The 16,145-nt window shown below is 54.6% G+C and carries 17 protein-coding genes and 1 pseudogene; 11 read left to right on the top strand and 7 right to left on the bottom strand.

Annotation, left to right across the window (positions count from 1 at the left end; translation table 11 throughout):
* Positions 1–470: 470 nt before the first annotated feature.
* The 4 genes from yqaB (at position 471) to luxS (ending at position 3,760) form a co-directional block, all read left to right on the top strand.
* Positions 471–1,037 carry a fructose-1-phosphate/6-phosphogluconate phosphatase gene (yqaB, locus tag ACVWZ0_RS17430; protein WP_253458989.1) on the top strand — a complete coding sequence of 189 codons (567 nt, stop codon included), beginning with the start codon at positions 471–473 and terminating at the stop codon, positions 1,035–1,037.
* Entirely contained in the window at positions 1,034–1,459 is a 426-nt protein-coding gene (locus tag ACVWZ0_RS17425) for a YqaA family protein (protein WP_125287465.1), read from the top strand. Before yqaB ends, ACVWZ0_RS17425 begins: the two co-directional genes overlap by 4 nt.
* Before the next feature lie 31 nt (positions 1,460–1,490).
* Positions 1,491–3,092: a glutamate--cysteine ligase gene (gshA, locus tag ACVWZ0_RS17420; protein WP_253458991.1), complete on the top strand. Its 1,602-nt coding sequence runs from the start codon at positions 1,491–1,493 to the stop codon at positions 3,090–3,092.
* A 152-nt stretch (positions 3,093–3,244) separates the two neighbouring features.
* Positions 3,245–3,760 (top strand): S-ribosylhomocysteine lyase, encoded by a 516-nt coding sequence (luxS, locus tag ACVWZ0_RS17415; protein WP_125287466.1) that lies wholly within the window; start codon positions 3,245–3,247, stop codon positions 3,758–3,760.
* A gap of 64 nt (positions 3,761–3,824) precedes the next feature.
* Here the strand turns inward: luxS and ACVWZ0_RS17410 are convergent, their stop codons facing one another.
* Both ACVWZ0_RS17410 and ACVWZ0_RS17405 read right to left on the bottom strand, forming a co-directional pair.
* Positions 3,825–5,111 carry an HlyC/CorC family transporter gene (locus tag ACVWZ0_RS17410; protein WP_125287467.1) on the bottom strand — a complete coding sequence of 429 codons (1,287 nt, stop codon included), beginning with the start codon at positions 5,109–5,111 and terminating at the stop codon, positions 3,825–3,827.
* Positions 5,112–5,136: 25 nt separating this feature from the next.
* Positions 5,137–5,928: a cytochrome C assembly family protein gene (locus ACVWZ0_RS17405; RefSeq protein WP_125287468.1), complete on the bottom strand. Its 792-nt coding sequence runs from the start codon at positions 5,926–5,928 to the stop codon at positions 5,137–5,139.
* Between the two features lie 158 nt (positions 5,929–6,086).
* Here ACVWZ0_RS17405 and ffh point away from each other — a divergent pair, with 158 nt between their 5' ends.
* The 5 genes and pseudogenes from ffh (at position 6,087) to rplS (ending at position 9,615) form a co-directional block, all read left to right on the top strand.
* Positions 6,087–7,448 (top strand): signal recognition particle protein, encoded by a 1,362-nt coding sequence (gene ffh / locus ACVWZ0_RS17400; RefSeq protein WP_253458993.1) that lies wholly within the window; start codon positions 6,087–6,089, stop codon positions 7,446–7,448.
* 136 nt (positions 7,449–7,584) lie between these two features.
* The gene (gene rpsP, locus ACVWZ0_RS17395; RefSeq protein WP_033739514.1) at positions 7,585–7,833 is read left to right on the top strand and encodes a 30S ribosomal protein S16; all 249 of its coding nucleotides are present in this window, start codon (positions 7,585–7,587) and stop codon (positions 7,831–7,833) included.
* A gap of 18 nt (positions 7,834–7,851) precedes the next feature.
* Positions 7,852–8,400 carry a ribosome maturation factor RimM gene (gene rimM, locus ACVWZ0_RS17390; protein WP_253458995.1) on the top strand — a complete coding sequence of 183 codons (549 nt, stop codon included), beginning with the start codon at positions 7,852–7,854 and terminating at the stop codon, positions 8,398–8,400.
* A 35-nt stretch (positions 8,401–8,435) separates the two neighbouring features.
* Positions 8,436–9,207 (top strand): annotated as a pseudogene (gene trmD, locus ACVWZ0_RS17385) (tRNA (guanosine(37)-N1)-methyltransferase TrmD).
* A gap of 45 nt (positions 9,208–9,252) precedes the next feature.
* Complete coding sequence (rplS, locus tag ACVWZ0_RS17380; protein WP_024965502.1) at positions 9,253–9,615, top strand: 50S ribosomal protein L19; 363 nt, start codon at positions 9,253–9,255, stop codon at positions 9,613–9,615.
* A 61-nt stretch (positions 9,616–9,676) separates the two neighbouring features.
* On the opposite strand, the gene ACVWZ0_RS17375 is transcribed toward rplS, so the two are convergent.
* From ACVWZ0_RS17375 to ACVWZ0_RS17365, 3 genes are all read right to left on the bottom strand, one after another.
* Entirely contained in the window at positions 9,677–10,279 is a 603-nt protein-coding gene (locus tag ACVWZ0_RS17375) for a glutathione S-transferase family protein (RefSeq protein ID WP_253458997.1), read from the bottom strand.
* Complete coding sequence (locus ACVWZ0_RS17370; protein ID WP_253458999.1) at positions 10,280–10,972, bottom strand: CTP synthase C-terminal region-related (seleno)protein; 693 nt, start codon at positions 10,970–10,972, stop codon at positions 10,280–10,282. It abuts the gene before it with no gap.
* 153 nt (positions 10,973–11,125) lie between these two features.
* Positions 11,126–11,641, bottom strand: coding sequence for a GNAT family N-acetyltransferase (locus ACVWZ0_RS17365; protein WP_253459002.1), 516 nt, complete (start codon positions 11,639–11,641; stop codon positions 11,126–11,128).
* A gap of 474 nt (positions 11,642–12,115) precedes the next feature.
* Here ACVWZ0_RS17365 and ACVWZ0_RS17360 point away from each other — a divergent pair, with 474 nt between their 5' ends.
* Both ACVWZ0_RS17360 and tyrA read left to right on the top strand, forming a co-directional pair.
* Entirely contained in the window at positions 12,116–13,195 is a 1,080-nt protein-coding gene (locus ACVWZ0_RS17360) for a 3-deoxy-7-phosphoheptulonate synthase (RefSeq protein ID WP_253459004.1), read from the top strand.
* Positions 13,196–13,197: 2 nt separating this feature from the next.
* On the top strand, positions 13,198–14,319 hold the full coding sequence (tyrA, locus tag ACVWZ0_RS17355; protein ID WP_253459007.1) for a bifunctional chorismate mutase/prephenate dehydrogenase: 1,122 nt from the start codon (positions 13,198–13,200) through the stop codon (positions 14,317–14,319).
* Positions 14,320–14,365: 46 nt separating this feature from the next.
* Here tyrA and ACVWZ0_RS17350 read toward each other — a convergent pair whose 3' ends face one another.
* Both ACVWZ0_RS17350 and ACVWZ0_RS17345 read right to left on the bottom strand, forming a co-directional pair.
* Positions 14,366–15,070 carry a substrate-binding domain-containing protein gene (locus ACVWZ0_RS17350; protein WP_367399474.1) on the bottom strand — a complete coding sequence of 235 codons (705 nt, stop codon included), beginning with the start codon at positions 15,068–15,070 and terminating at the stop codon, positions 14,366–14,368.
* On the bottom strand, positions 15,070–16,116 hold the full coding sequence (locus tag ACVWZ0_RS17345) for an ABC transporter substrate-binding protein (protein WP_253459010.1): 1,047 nt from the start codon (positions 16,114–16,116) through the stop codon (positions 15,070–15,072). The genes ACVWZ0_RS17350 and ACVWZ0_RS17345 overlap by 1 nt, the downstream gene beginning before the upstream one ends.
* Between the last annotated feature and the right edge of the window lie 29 nt (positions 16,117–16,145).

Raw genomic sequence — 16,145 nt, 5'->3', positions numbered from 1 at the left:
AAAACGCTTAGCAATGACCCGAAGCGCAAGCCGCATTATCCTCATCTTCTGTTATTCCAACTCATAGCCATTCTGAACAGCCATACCGTATAAAGCTTATAGCGCTGATGCTACAGCAACCCTTTACGATCGAATTGTAAAAAACCTGCCTGATGCTTTTCCAATACCCTTTCCGTATCCTCATACTTGCTGCCTTAACAAGGCGAAATTATCACGCCGCTTTATAATATACATTTCCTCACTTTCTGCTTTTGCCGTTATATACCCCCGTTAATTGCCGGTCCAGAGTAGGTTCCATAGTTACACTTTTGTGCTTTTTGGCCTCAATTAAGGCTATCTGTTAACAAGGATATAATCTGATAATAAAAAACCCTATATGTTTCAAGGCATTTGCGGATCCAAGCTGACAGCGACAAGTTCGGTGCTTTACGCTAAAGTAAACGTTCGTTGATTCAGGGACGGAGGCTTCCGTGTACGACAGTTATGACGGCTTGATATTTGATATGGACGGCACGATTCTGGATACGGAACCTACGCATCGTAAAGCCTGGCGAACCGTTCTGGCGCGCTACGATATGCGCTTTGACGACCTGTCGCTGATTAAGCTGAACGGCTCGCCAACGTGGCGGATAGCGGAAGCTATCATCAACAGCTATCAGAGCAGCCTGGATCCCCATCAGCTGGCCGCAGAAAAAACCGCGGCGCTGAAAGAGATGCTTTTCGATAGCGTCCAGCCGCTGCCGCTGGTTGACGTCGTTAAAGCTTACCGCGGTAAACGGCCTATGGCGGTCGGTACCGGCAGCGAGCACGCCGTAGCCGAAGCGCTGCTGCAACATTTAGGGCTTCGCGACTATTTTGACGCGGTTGTTGGTGCTGATGACGTTAAGCGTCATAAGCCGGAACCGGATACGTTTCTGCGCTGCGCCGAATTAATCGGTGTTGCGCCTGAGCGCTGTATCGTGTTTGAAGACGCCGATTTCGGTATTCAGGCCGCGCAGGCGGCAGGCATGGCTTTTGTCGACGTCAGGCGTCTGTGAGCGACTGGCTATACGGTTCAATGTTTGTCAGCGGTTTCCTGAGCGCCACGCTGCTGCCGGGAAACTCAGAAGTGCTGCTGGTTTCGCTGCTGCTGTCGGGAAAAGCTTCCGCGCTCGGCGTGACCGGCATTGCTGCCCTGGGGAATACCCTCGGCGGTTTAACCAACGTTATCATCGGCCGCTGTCTGCCGCTAAAACAGCAGGGGCGATGGCATAACACAGCAACAGCGTGGCTGCACCGCTGGGGGCCTGCTGCGTTACTTCTTAGCTGGTTGCCGGTTATTGGCGATCTGCTTTGCGTTCTCGCGGGTTGGCTTCGCTTCGCCTGGCTTCCGGTTGCGCTCTGGCTCGCCGTGGGCAAGACGTTGCGCTATGGCGTGCTGGCTTTCGCAACATTACAGGGCATGGAATGGTGGCAGTGATTCGCTAAGCGTCGCTATCATGATTAACATTATGCTGAACAATAATAAATTTTTCCCCAAGCGGGAGGTCAATTTGATCCCGGACGTATCACAGGCGCTTTCCTGGCTGGAAGCTCACCCTGAGGCAATGAAAGGTATTGGTCGCGGCATTGAACGCGAAACGCTGCGTGTTAAACCTGATGGCCATCTGGCCACCAGCGGACACCCTAAATCGCTGGGTTCAGCCTTGACCCATAAGTGGATTACCACTGATTTTGCTGAAACGCTGCTGGAATTTATTACGCCGGTAGATCGTGACATCGATCATCTGCTGGCTTTTCTGCGCGATATTCATCGTCACGTCTCACGCGATCTCGGCGCGGAGCGGATGTGGCCAATGAGTATGCCGTGCCTGATCGACGACAGCGATAAAATAGAGCTGGCGCAGTACGGGCGCTCCAATATCGGGCAGATGAAAACGCTCTATCGGCAGGGCCTGAAGAACCGCTATGGCGCGCTGATGCAGGTCATTTCCGGCGTGCACTATAACTTCTCGCTGCCGCTCTCTTTCTGGCAGGCCTGGACGGATGGCAAAGAAGGGCAGAGCAGCACCGACGCGATCTCGGAAGGCTATCTGCGCCTGATCCGTAACTACTATCGCTTTGGCTGGATCATTCCCTATCTGTTTGGCGCTTCGCCGGCCGTTTGTTCTTCTTTCCTGCAGGGGAAAGAGACGGACTTACCGTTTGAGCGTACCGAAAATGGTCTGCTCTATCTGCCTTACGCTACCTCTTTGCGCCTGAGTGACCTGGGTTATACCAATAAATCGCAGAGCGGACTGGGCATCACCTTCAATAATCTTCCTGACTATGTCAAAGCGCTGAAGGCGGCGATTAAAACGCCTTCGGAAGAGTACGCGCGTATGGGCGTGAAGGATGAGCAGGGCAACTGGCTGCAGCTCAACACTAACGTGTTGCAGATTGAAAACGAGCTGTATGCGCCGATCCGCCCGAAACGCGTTACGCGCTCCGGCGAAAATCCCTCCGATGCGCTGCTGCGCGGCGGCATCGAGTACATTGAAGTGCGCTCGCTGGATATTAACCCGTTCTCGCCGACAGGCGTGGATGAAAATCAGGTGCGCTTCCTCGATCTGTTCCTGATCTGGTGTACGCTGGCCGACGCGCCGGAAATGAGTAGCGAAGAGCTGCTCTGCACGCGCGCCAACTGGAACCGGGTCATTCTGGAAGGGCGCAAGCCGGGCCTGATGCTGGGTATCGGTTGCGAAGAAGCGCAGTTCCCGCTGGCGGAAGTCGGCAAAAACCTGTTTAAAGATCTGCAGCGCGTGGCGGAAACGCTCGATCGTCAGCAGGGCGATCGCCATTATCAGGCCGCCTGTGACCGTCTGGCCGCCTCGTTTGACGATCCTGACCTGACCTATTCGGCGCGTTTTTTGACAGCGCTGAAAGAAAACGGGCTGGCCGGTACGGGCCTGGCGCTGGCAGAGCAGTATCATGCTCAGTTGGCGAACGAGCAGCTGGAGATCCTGACGGAGAGCGACTTTGAGCAGGAGGCTATCCGTTCAAACGTTAGCCAGCAGGAAATCGAAGAAAGTGATACGCTTAGCTTTGAAGACTTTCTGAAAAGCCGAAGCTAACGCAAAAGAAAAAGGCCACATCAATGTGGCCAAATTAACATCTCTGTTGTCAGGGATGATGATAACAAAATGCGCGTCTTTCATAGATTCAGACCACGAGTCGACAGAGAAAGTTTCATCACTGCGAAAATAAATTTATCAGAGGTAACCATATGCCATTGCTGGATAGCTTTACCGTCGATCATACCATCATGGCGGCGCCTGCGGTTCGCGTAGCGAAAACCATGAACACGCCGCACGGCGATACCATTACCGTTTTCGATCTGCGCTTCTGCCGGCCAAACAAAGAAGTGATGCCGGAGCGCGGTATCCACACGCTGGAACATCTGTTTGCCGGTTTTATGCGTAACCATCTGAACGGCGACGGCGTTGAAATCATCGATATCTCGCCAATGGGCTGCCGCACCGGTTTCTATATGAGCCTGATTGGCACGCCGGACGAGCAGCGCGTGGCGAAAGCCTGGAAAGCCGCGATGCAGGACGTGCTGAAAGTGACCGATCAGCGCAAAATTCCTGAGCTGAACGAGTACCAGTGCGGCACCTATGAAATGCACTCTCTGGATGAAGCGCAGGATATCGCGCGTCACATCATTGAGCATGATATCGGCGTGAACCACAACGACGAGCTGGCACTGCCGCAGGATAAACTGCAGGAACTGCACATCTAGTCAGTTAACCGGGCTTCCCTTGCAGAAACCCGGTTGTTTATCCCATGGCGGCAGGGGATAGCTATCAGGAACCCACCGACTCCTTCAGCGGCTTTTGCGGCGTAACGCGAACCTGTTTAATCATATTCTCCTGCACGTCGAGGATATCGATCGCATAGTGACCGATATGCACCGTAGTGTTGGGCAGCGGAATATCTTCCAGCACTTCCAGAATCATGCCGTTAACCGTACGCGCTTCCTCTTCCGGCAGCTGCCAGTTAAAGGCCTTGTTCAGCTCGCGCACGTTAGCGCTGCCTTCAATCAGCACCGAGCCGTCATTCTGTGGCATCACTTCTTCCGCCAGCGTCGGGGACATGGAGGTGGTGAAATCGCCGACTATCTCTTCCAGAATGTCTTCAATGGTGATCAGGCCTTTAATATCGCCATATTCATCAACAACCAGACCTACTTTCTTCTTATTGCGCTGGAACTTCACCAGCTGGATGTTCAGCGGCGTGCCTTCCGGCACGTAGTAAATCTCATCCGCCGCGCGCAGCATGACTTCTTTGGTGAACTCTTTTTTCTCGGTCATCAGGCGGTAGGCTTCCCGCACGCGCAGCATACTGATGGTATCGTCCAGCGAATCGCGATAGAGCACGATGCGGCCATGCGGCGAGTGCGTCAGCTGCCGCACGATGGATTTCCAGTCATCGTTGATATTAATGCCCACAATTTCATTGCGCGGCACCATAATGTCGTCAACGTTCACTTTTTCCAGATCCAGCACGGACAGCAGCATATCCTGATTGCGATGCGACATCAGCGTGCGCGATTCATACACGATGGTGCGCAGCTCTTCTTTGCTCAGCGCGGAGGTGGCGGCGCTGTCGGTTTTCATGCCGACCATCCGCATCAGCACGCGGGTAATGGTATTCAGCAGCCAGACCAGCGGCATCATGATGATTTGCAGCGGGCCTAACAGCAGGCTGCTGGGGAAAGCGACTTTTTCAGGATAAAGCGCGGCAACGGTTTTCGGCAGTACTTCCGCAAACACCAGCACCACAAAAGTCAGGATGCCGGTAGCGATGGCTACGCCTTCATCGCCGTGCAGGCGCATCCCGACGATGGTTGCCAGCGCGGAGGCGAGGATATTAACGAGGTTGTTGCCGATCAGCACCAGGCTGAGCAGGCGATCGGGGCGACGCAGCAGTTTCTCTACCCGACGGGCGGCGCGATCGCCGTTTTTAGCCTGATGGCGCAGCTTATAGCGGTTGAGCGTCATCATGCCGGTTTCGGAGCCGGCAAACCACGCCGACACCAGCACCATAACGAAAAGAATAATAATCAGCGTGGTGGTTGAAACTTGTTCCAACGAGGGAATTCCTTGTAGTGGAGGATCAGGAGGACAAAAAGTGTTGCAGCATACGGCTGCCGAAATAGGCCATGGTCAGCAGGAACGCGCCGCCGAAATTGAACCAGGCCACGCGGCGACCGCGCCACCCTTCATGATAGTGACCCCAGAGCAAAACGATATAGACAAACCAGGCCAGAATCGACAGCACGGCTTTATCCACGTTTTCACGGCTGAACAGATCCTGCATATAAAACAGACCGGTACACAGCACCAGCGTCAGCAACACTACCCCGATCTGAGTGATATGGAACATTTTGCGCTCGATGGTCATCAGCGGCGGAATGTCCTTGCTGAAAGCCAGCTTTTTGTTTTTCAGCAGCCAGTCTATCCACGCCAGCTGTAGCGCATAAAGCGCCGCAATCATTAGCGTAGCATAGGCAAACAGCGCCAGCCCGATGTGCACCATCATGCCGGGCGTGGTTTCCAGATGCGTGATAAACGCGTTGGGCACAAAGGTGGCGAAAGCCAGGTTGATCAGCGCGAAGCTGTAGACCAAAGGCAGCAGGATCCAGCCGCGATTGCGCGAGGCCACGATGGTCATAATGGCGCAGATCAGCAGGCTGACCAGCGATCCGATATTCAACAGGCTAAGGTTCTGACCGCCTTCCGCTGTGAAAATACGCTGTTCCAGCGCGACGCCATGACACACCAGCGCGACGACGGCGGAGATAACGGCCATGCCTCGCCACGCGCTCTGCTTGCGCAGCAGGCTGGGAATAATCAGGGCAAGGCTGAAAGAGTAGGCGAGCAGCGCCAGGATCGCAAAAACGGACATAGGTGGTACCGGCAAGGCTATGAAAAAAAGCAGTATAGCGCCAGCGGCCGCTGGCTCCAAACGATCTCAACGCGGATGGCTGAGATCGCCGCGTCTTCATGTTATAATCTGCGCCATTGTGTCGCCTGGCGACCTCTCATTACGTTGAGCGAGAGACGATGTTTGATAATTTAACCGACAGATTGTCGCAGACCCTGCGCAATATCAGTGGCCGTGGACGGCTGACAGAAGACAACATTAAGGACACCCTGCGCGAAGTGCGCATGGCGCTGCTTGAGGCAGACGTTGCGCTGCCGGTAGTGCGTGACTTTATCGGCCGCGTTAAAGAGCGCGCCGTGGGTCACGACGTCAACAAGAGCCTGACGCCGGGTCAGGAATTTGTGAAGATCGTTCAGAATGAGCTGGTTGCCGCCATGGGCGCCGAGAACAACACGCTCAATCTGGCCGCTCAGCCACCGGCCGTGGTGCTGATGGCGGGCTTGCAGGGTGCGGGTAAAACCACCAGCGTCGGCAAGCTGGGTAAATTCCTGCGCGAGAAGCACAAGAAGAAAGTGCTGGTGGTGTCTGCCGACGTCTATCGCCCGGCGGCGATCAAACAGCTGGAAACCCTGGCGGAGCAGGTTGGCGTCGATTTCTGTCCGTCCGACCTGAGCCAGAAGCCGGTCGACATCGTTAAGAACGCGCTTCAGCAGGCAAAACTGAAGTTCTACGACGTGCTGCTGGTGGATACCGCCGGTCGTCTGCACGTTGACGAAGCGATGATGGACGAGATCAAACAGGTCCACTCCGCCATTAATCCGGTGGAAACGCTGTTTGTGGTCGACGCCATGACCGGTCAGGATGCGGCAAACACGGCGAAAGCCTTTAACGAAGCGCTGCCGCTGACCGGCGTTATCCTGACCAAGGTTGATGGTGATGCGCGCGGCGGTGCGGCGCTTTCTATCCGTCATATCACCGGCAAGCCGATTAAGTTTATGGGCGTCGGCGAAAAAACCGAGGCGCTGGAGCCGTTCTATCCGGATCGTATCGCTTCCCGTATTCTGGGCATGGGCGACGTCCTGTCACTGATTGAAGATATCGAAAGCAAAGTCGACCGCGCGCAGGCAGAGAAACTCGCCAGCAAGCTGAAAAAAGGCGACGGCTTCGATCTCAACGACTTCCTGGAGCAGCTCAAGCAGATGCGCAACATGGGCGGCATGGCCAGCCTGATGGGCAAACTGCCGGGCATGGGCCAGCTGCCGGACAACGTTAAATCGCAGATGGATGACAAAGTGCTGGTGCGCATGGAGGCGATGATCAACTCCATGACGCGCAAAGAGCGCGAGAAGCCGGAAATTATCAAAGGGTCCCGCAAGCGTCGTATCGCGACGGGTTCCGGTATGCAGGTGCAGGACGTCAACCGTTTGCTTAAGCAGTTTGACGACATGCAGCGCATGATGAAAAAGATGAAGAAGGGCGGAATGGCGAAGATGATGCGCGGCATGAAAGGTATGATGCCGCCGGGCTTCCCGGGCCGTTAATCGAGTCGGAAAAGCGCTCAGGCGAATTAGATTGCTTTTTACGCCAAAATGAGTAAAATTTTCGGGCTTTTTATATTGCACCCGGGCCCCGTTCCCTCAATGGGGCCCGGTTGTTTTATTAACTAAAGAGGATGTTATGGTAACAATTCGTTTGGCACGTCACGGCGCTAAAAAGCGTCCGTTTTATCAGGTAGTTGTCACTGACAGCCGCAACGCTCGCAACGGCCGCTTCATCGAGCGCGTTGGTTTCTTCAACCCGATCGCTTCTGGTCAGGCTGAAGCACTGCGTCTGGATCTGGACCGCATTGAGCACTGGGTTGGCCAGGGCGCTACTCTCTCTGATCGCGTTAACGCGCTGATCAAAGAAGCTAAGAAAGCAGCTTAATCTGTCACGGTGGTCAACATGAGCAAGCAACTCACCGCCCAGCCGCCCGCTAACCCGTTAACTCTGGGAAAGATGGGGTCGGCCTACGGTATTCGTGGTTGGCTCAAAGTGTTTTCCTCCACCGAAGATGCTGAAAGCATTTTTGACTACCAACCCTGGTTTATCCAGCGGGCGGGTCAATGGCAGCTTATCGAGCTGGAAGGCTGGAAGCGCCACAATCAGGACATGATCATCAAAGTCAAAGGCATTGACGATCGTGATGCGGCCACGTTACTCACCAATTGCGAAATTGTGGTAGACGCGGAGCAGCTGCCTCCTCTGGAAAGCGGTGACTATTACTGGAAAGACCTGATGGGCTGCCAGGTAGTAACCACGCAAGGATACGAGCTGGGCAAAGTCATTGATATGATGGAAACCGGTTCAAACGACGTTCTCGTCGTGAAGGCAAACCTGAAGGATGCGTTTGGTGCGAAGGAGCGGCTGATTCCGTTCCTTGATGGACAGGTTATCAAGAATGTCGATCTCACTACCGGCACCATCGAAGTAGATTGGGATCCTGGTTTTTGAGCTCCGGACAAGACGGTAACACTCCGGCGCAGTCGATGTGGATTGGCATAATCAGCCTGTTCCCTGAGATGTTTAGCGCAATTACCGAATACGGAGTAACTGGCCGGGCAGTAAAAAATGGCCTGCTCAGCATTCAGAGCTGGAGTCCTCGCGACTTCACTCATGACCGGCACCGTACCGTGGACGATCGTCCTTACGGCGGCGGACCGGGAATGCTAATGATGGTTCAGCCCTTACGGGATGCCATCCACGCAGCAAAAGCGGCGGCAGGAGAAGGCGCTAAGGTGATTTATCTTTCACCTCAGGGACGCAAACTCGATCAAGTGGGGGTTTGCGAGCTGGCGACCAGCGAGAAGTTAATTCTGGTGTGTGGTCGCTATGAAGGGATTGATGAGCGCGTCATCCAAACCGAAATCGATGAAGAGTGGTCGATCGGGGATTACGTGCTCAGCGGTGGGGAACTGCCGGCAATGACGCTGATTGATTCGGTCGCCCGGTTTATACCTGGCGTACTGGGCAAGCAGGCGTCCGCCGAGGAAGATTCGTTTTCCGAGGGGCTGCTGGACTGTCCGCACTACACCCGACCTGAAGTGTTAGAAGGGATGGAGGTTCCCGCCAGTTCTGCTGTCGGGCAACCATGCCGAAATTCGCCGCTGGCGCCTGAAACAGTCGCTGGGCCGTACCTGGCTAAGAAGACCTGAACTTCTGGAAAACCTGGCTCTGACTGAAGAGCAAGCAAAGTTGCTGAAGGAGTTCCAAAAGGAATTCAGACGGCAACATAACGATGATGGGCAGTCCGGGCAGTAGCCGCGGCGCCTGAATATCAGTTTACCCAGGATAAGAGATTTAATTATGAGCAACATTATCAAGCAAATCGAACAAGAGCAGATGAAACAGGACGTACCTTCATTCCGTCCGGGCGATTCCGTGGAAGTGAAAGTATGGGTTGTTGAAGGCTCCAAGAAGCGTCTGCAGGCATTCGAGGGCGTGGTTATCGCTATTCGTAACCGCGGTCTGCACTCTGCATTCACCGTTCGTAAAATTTCTAACGGCGAAGGTGTTGAGCGTGTATTCCAGACTCACTCACCTGTAATCGACAGCATTGCTGTTAAACGTCGTGGTGCCGTACGTAAGGCCAAACTGTACTACCTGCGTGAGCGTACCGGTAAGTCTGCACGTATCAAAGAACGTCTGGGCGCTAAAGCAGCATCCTAAGTTAATACGAAACAGGGGGCCGGTCGAAAGACCGGCCCTTTTTTTTGCCTGCCGTAACGCGTCAGGCCGTGCGGTTATTCCTCTCCAGCGCCTTGCTGAACGCTTCCCGTCGCTGACATCTTGCTACGTAACGGGTCAATTTATCGTTAACCGGCAATGCGCACAGTTGCGCCCACATCAGCGTATGCGAGAAGAAAATATCGGCCAGCGTAAAATGCTCACCTGCAATCCACTCTTGTTCAGCTGAAAAACGGATAGCGTCAAGCGTCTTGCTGGCGTCACGGAAAGTTGTCTCAATCACTCCTGGCGAACGTAGAGCCTCGGGCAGTAAAAATTTATGTTTAAGCAAATACCAGACTGGCGATTCAAGGTCTGTCAGAGAAAAGCTGAGCCACTCATTGACTTTGGCTTTTTGCAGCGCATCCGTCGGGTAAAGTTTCCCATCCCCTTTTTTTTCGCCCAGATACTGGCAGATAGCTGCCGTTTCAAAAATAAGGCTACCTTCGTCCTCCAGTACGGGCACTTTATGTAAGGGATGAGGAGAAGAGGCCGCTGGTTCTGTGGAAAAGAGCGCTACCGGAGAAGTGGTGTAATCTAATTTTAGCTCTTCCAGAGTCCATAGCACCCTCAAGGAGCGGCTTTTAGGAAATGTATAAACGTTCATTTAGCGCCCGGCCTCCGTAAGCAAAGCGACGACCAGCGGCGAAAGCGCATGACGCAGCGACGCCCGTTCGGATTGAAACAGCGTAGCGACAAAAAATCGGTGATGGGGCAATTCTATGCCGCGCACATCGCCTTGCCGATCTCTCGCGCTGATGCGCAGCGGAAAATCGGCCAGTTCGTTCCCGAAATCAGGGTTAACGCCAAAGTTACAATGATAGCCTTCATGCGTGCTGAGTTTGCCGTAGGCTTTTGCTATCGTCGAACCGGGTTCAATGACGATGTCGCCTGTTTGTTCAACCAGCGAGCAGCTAAGCGGCGCAATCACCATACGGCCTTCCGTATCCGTTTCCGCATGTGCCGCATCTTGCCAGCCCATCACGTTGCGCGCGTACTCAATAAGCGCATACTGAAAACCGCCGCAGGAACCAAGAAAAGGGATATTGTTTTCGCGCGCCCAGGTGATAGCCATAAAAGCGCCCTGGTCATGCTGATAAGGGCTGCCCGGCACGACCCAGATCGCATTAAAATTATGCAATACGTCAGTCGAGGTAATCTCTGGGGTGGGCAACCATTCTGCCTCTACCGAAATATTGAGCGAGTCGGCGGCAAGCTTGATAGCGGGTGGGATGGCCTGGTGCGCCACGGCATCAGGACGGAAATCGCCCACCAGGGCAAGACGGACAGATTGGTGCATGTTGTTTCCTGTTTGCAGAAAAAAGAGGCTATACGTTAGCCAGCAATCTGGCTTACGCTTTTGACTATTGAGCGCAGCCGTCAGGCGTATCGGCCCGATGAGTCATGGAAATATAAAACAACCCGAAGCACAGGGTTGCGGGTTTTCAGAAAATCAGCGCGTTCGATGAAAGCGGTAAATGGCCGTATCCGCCGGCCCACTATCCAGCACGATCAATCCATGCTTAATGCCCATAAAGGCTGCGCCGCATTTTTCCGCCACGCGGCGGCTGGCCATATTTTCCGCCACTGCCAGGATTTCTACCGTATCTTTTTCCTGATCCTGCCACGCCAGATCGAGAAGATAACGCACGGCCTGGCTGGCGATGCCCTGTCGCTGCTCGCTGCTGCGTACCCAGTAGCCTATCGAGCACAGATTTTTCTGATCGCTGGAATAGCGCAGTCCGGCACCGCCCAGCAAGCGGCCATCCCCGGCGAAAAGCCCCAGCTCGTTGGCTTCGCCTGTCTCACGCAGCATGTGGGTAGCGGCAAACCAGCGGCGAGCTTCTGCTGGACTAAAACCTTCATGCGCCCAGAGCAGCCAGGGACGCAACGTATCCAGTGAGGCATTCACGGCTTGCGCAAATTCAATGGCGTCGTCGTGACGGTAAGGGCGGTAAAGCACCTGCATATGGCTTTTCCTTCAGGCTTATTAATATTTATACGGCGTTATTAATGCAGACAGAAGCCCGAAAAAAGCGGCGGCTTAAGGCAATACGGCGGATGATGCAGGTTTTTAAAGCGACGCTGCCTTTATAAAATCCCAGGGTTATTTATAAACATTTCAACAGCGACAGATCAATCAATAAAAGTAGCTATGGCTAACCTGCTGATAGCCGTACGACGTCCTTTACTTCAGGTTATCGGGTAGACGTAAGGTTAACGCATATATTGGTGTAAATTTAACTTTACATGTAGGCGTTTTGGTTTCTGGTCTTATTTTTTTATTAACTATCTGATTAAAAATCATTTATTTTTGTTTTTCTTCTTGTTTATCTTTTGTGGTAATAAAAGTGTACATAGGAAGATTGAGTTTTGTACCGCTTCTGATACAGTATTCAAACCTTGATGACAGGCTGACGGGACCACTAGAGAGCTGACGACCATGCAAAAAGATGCGCTGAACAACGTTCATATCGCCGACGAACAGATTTTAATTACGCCGCAGGAGCTGAAAAACAAGTTCCCCCTGACCGACGCGCAGCAGACGCAGATCGCTGCTTCCCGTCAGACTATTTCAGACATTATCAGCGGAAAAGATCACCGTTTGCTGGTGGTGTGCGGCCCCTGTTCGATCCACGATACCGAAGCAGCGCTGGACTATGCGCGGCATCTGAAAGCGCTCTCTGACGATCTCAAAGACCAGCTCTATATCGTGATGCGCGTCTATTTTGAAAAGCCTCGCACCACCGTTGGCTGGAAAGGGCTGATCAACGATCCCTACATGGATAACTCTTTCGATATGGAAGCCGGTCTGCATATCGCCCGTCAGCTGCTGGTTGAACTGGTCGAGATGGGGCTGCCGCTGGCAACGGAAGCGCTGGATCCTAACAGTCCGCAATACCTGGGCGATCTGTTCAGCTGGTCGGCCATCGGCGCACGCACTACCGAGTCGCAAACGCACCGGGAAATGGCTTCCGGCCTCTCTATGCCGGTCGGCTTTAAAAACGGCACGGACGGCAGTCTGGGCACGGCGATTAACGCAATGCGCGCCGCCTCTATGCCGCACCGCTTTGTGGGTATCAACCAGAGCGGCCAGGTCTGCCTGTTGCAGACCCAGGGCAATCCGGATGGCCACGTCATCCTGCGCGGCGGCAAACAGCCAAACTACGGGCCGGAAGATGTTGCGCAGTGTGAAAAAGAGATGCTTCAGGCGGGACTCCGTCCGGCGCTGATGATAGATTGCAGCCATGGTAATTCTAACAAAGACTTCCGTCGCCAGTCCGGCGTAGCCGAGTCCGCCGTCTCGCAAATCAGAGACGGCAACCGTTCCGTGATTGGCCTGATGCTGGAAAGCCATCTGCACGAAGGCAGCCAGTCGTCCGAACAGCCCAAAAGCGCCATGCGCTACGGCGTTTCCGTGACCGATGCCTGCATCAACTGGGAAACGACCGAAACGCTGTTGCGAACAATTCATCAGGAACTGGACGGAGTACTGGCGGCGCGTCTGTCGCAAGAGGGTTAATTATGGTGGCTGAACTGACCGCGCTGCGCGATCAAATTGATGAAGTGGACAAAGCCCTGCTCGATCTGCTGGCCAAAAGGCTGAGTCTGGTCGCCGAGGTGGGCGAAGTAAAAAGCCGCTACGGTCTGCCGATTTACGTGCCGGAGCGCGAAGCTTCCATGCTGGCGTCACGGCGTAAAGAGGCGGAGACGCTTGGCGTGCCGCCAGACCTGATCGAAGATGTGCTGCGCCGCGTTATGCGCGAATCCTACGCCAGTGAAAACGATAAAGGCTTCAAAACGCTGCATCCGCAGCTTCGACCGGTAGTCATCGTTGGCGGCAAGGGCAAAATGGGGCGGCTGTTTGAAAAGATGCTGACCCTTTCCGGTTATCAGGTGAAAATCCTGGATAAAGAGGAGTGGGCGCAGGCGGAAAGCCTGCTGGCGGATGCGGGAATGGTGATCATCAGCGTGCCGATCCACCTGACGGAAAAAGCGATCGCCGATCTGCCGCCGCTGCCGGAAGACTGCATCCTGGTCGATCTCGCCTCGGTGAAAAACGGCCCGCTTCAGGCGATGCTGGCCGCGCACAGCGGCCCGGTGCTGGGGCTGCATCCGATGTTCGGACCGGACAGCGGTAGCCTGGCGAAACAGGTGGTGGTCTGGTGCGACGGCCGTCAGCCGGAAGCCTATCAGTGGTTTCTGGAACAGATCCAGGTCTGGGGCGCACGTCTGCACCGCATCAGCGCGGTAGAGCATGATCAGAACATGGCCTTTATTCAGGCGCTGCGTCACTTCGCCACCTTTGCCTATGGCCTGCATCTGGCGGAAGAGAACGTGAATCTTGAGCAGCTGCTGGCGCTTTCATCGCCTATTTACCGCCTGGAGCTGGCGATGGTGGGCAGACTCTTTGCGCAGGATCCTCAGCTCTATGCGGACATCATCATGTCCTCAGAAAATAATCTGGCGCTGATTAAACGTTACTATCAGCGCTTCGGCGAGGCTATTCAGCTGCTGGAGCGGGGCGACAAGCAGGCGTTCGTCGACAGTTTCCGTCGCGTAGAGCATTGGTTTGGCGATTACGCCCAGAGCTTTATGCTGGAAAGTCGTTCGCTGCTGCGTCAGGCCAACGACAGCCGCCGATAACGGCTTTGGATAAAATGCAGGCCCGATCGCGGCCTGTATTCTCGCCTCAGGCTCTCTTCTCCAGCGGAAGAAAGCCGTCTTTCGCTAAAATTCCCTGCGCCTCGGCGCTCAGTAAGAAATCTGCCAGCGGCTGTGCTTTTGCATGACACAGGGCAAAAGCATAGTCTGCGCGGATATGGAAAGGCGGCGGGATAGTAATAGTTTTAATCCCGGGCCGCGCGGCATAGCTCTGATAGCCGATAAAAATATCCGCCCGATCGCCGTTCAGCACCCAATTCGCTGCCGGTTCCCCAGCCGGAACAGCCGGGCTGAATGGGCCGCCAACCAGCCGTAGCGCCCGCTGTTTCAGCGCGGTTCCCACTCCCGCATAGCGACGTTCAATACGATCGAAAAGCTGCCAGGCGTAGTCGCCGGATGGATCGCTTAACGGCGTAGAGGTGGCGACGCGTAAGTGCGGATGGCTTAGCAGCTCCAGCCAGCTTTTGTTCGACGCGGCCAGGGCAGCAGGCACGCTCAGGCAGAGCTGATTGTGGACAAAGACGGCGCTGTCGAGTGCGATACCTGCCGCGATCAAAGATTGCGGATGCGTCAGATTGGCCGATAAAAAGAGATCGCAGCGCTTGCCCTGCTTAATTCGCTCGCACAGTAGCCCGGCCGGGCCAAACGCTACCCTGATTGGTTGACCATACGCTGAGGCCAGCGCCGGCCACACGGCGCGCAGGCTTCCGGCAGCCAGAACGGTAAGGCTCATCAGTTGCTACCCGTATAGTGGGTACGATAGAAGCGCTGATACCAGGTATCCGCTTTTTTCTGCATATCGACATCCTGGAATTTTTCCGGGTAAAGCTTTTTCGCCATCCATAATTCGCCCAGCGCCAGCGCTTCTGGCATCGGATAGCCCCAGGCCTTGGCATATTCAGGCATCAAATAAACGCGATGATGCTTAACGGCATCCACAGCCTGCCAGGCGGGCTGCTGGTTGATCTCGTCGATCACCTGCGGATAGCGATCCTGCACGAAGATCACCTGCGGATCCCAGGCGAGGATCTGCTCCATAGAAACCTGCTTATACCCTTTCACCGCTGCGGCGGCGACGTTCAGCGCACCGGCATGCGCCATCATCAGGCCGGTATATTTGCCGGAGCCGTAGGTCGTAAGGTCGGGATTAGCCATATAGACCCGAATGCGCTGCGAAGCAGGGATCGCCTGTAACCGGTTGCCCGTTTGCTGCCGTTGATTGAAAGTGGCTTTAACCAGCGTTTCGGCCTGCTGCTGGTGGTTTACCACCTCGCCAATCAGGCGAACGCCTTCTTTTAATCCTTCACTATAAGCCTGCTCTTCGTCAGCCAGATCGGGATTCAGACGGTTTTGCTGTTGGTTATCGGCGCGTAGCGAGATGGCGATAACGGCGATGCCGAGCTTCTGGATCAGGTCAATCATCTCCTGCGGCGCATAGTTAGTGACAAAAACCACCTGCGGATGTAGCGCAACCAGCTTTTCTACATCCACATGAGTTAAATCACCCAGCGTCGGCAGATGCGTCAGTTCCGGCGCCAGCCGCGAATAGCCGTCGCCGAGCTGCTGCTTCCAGTTGCCAAGGATGCCAACAAGGGTATTGGTGGCATCCAGCTCTACCAGAATATTGAGGGTTTGATGCTGCAAGACCACGACGCGATCGACGCGATCGGGAAGCGTGACCTGGCGGCCCAGCTGATCGGTAACCTGACGATCGGCAAAAGCGGAAAAGGCCAACAGGCCAAGCGAAAGCAACACTGCGGAGCGTAAAAAGTTGCGCATAAATTTCCCTGAGAAACGTTATATAGTCG

The sequence above is a fragment of the Erwinia sp. TECH1 genome, assembly GCF_054057575.1.
Note: the sequence above shows the minus strand (reverse complement) of the source record. Positions and strands in the feature narration are given on the sequence as shown.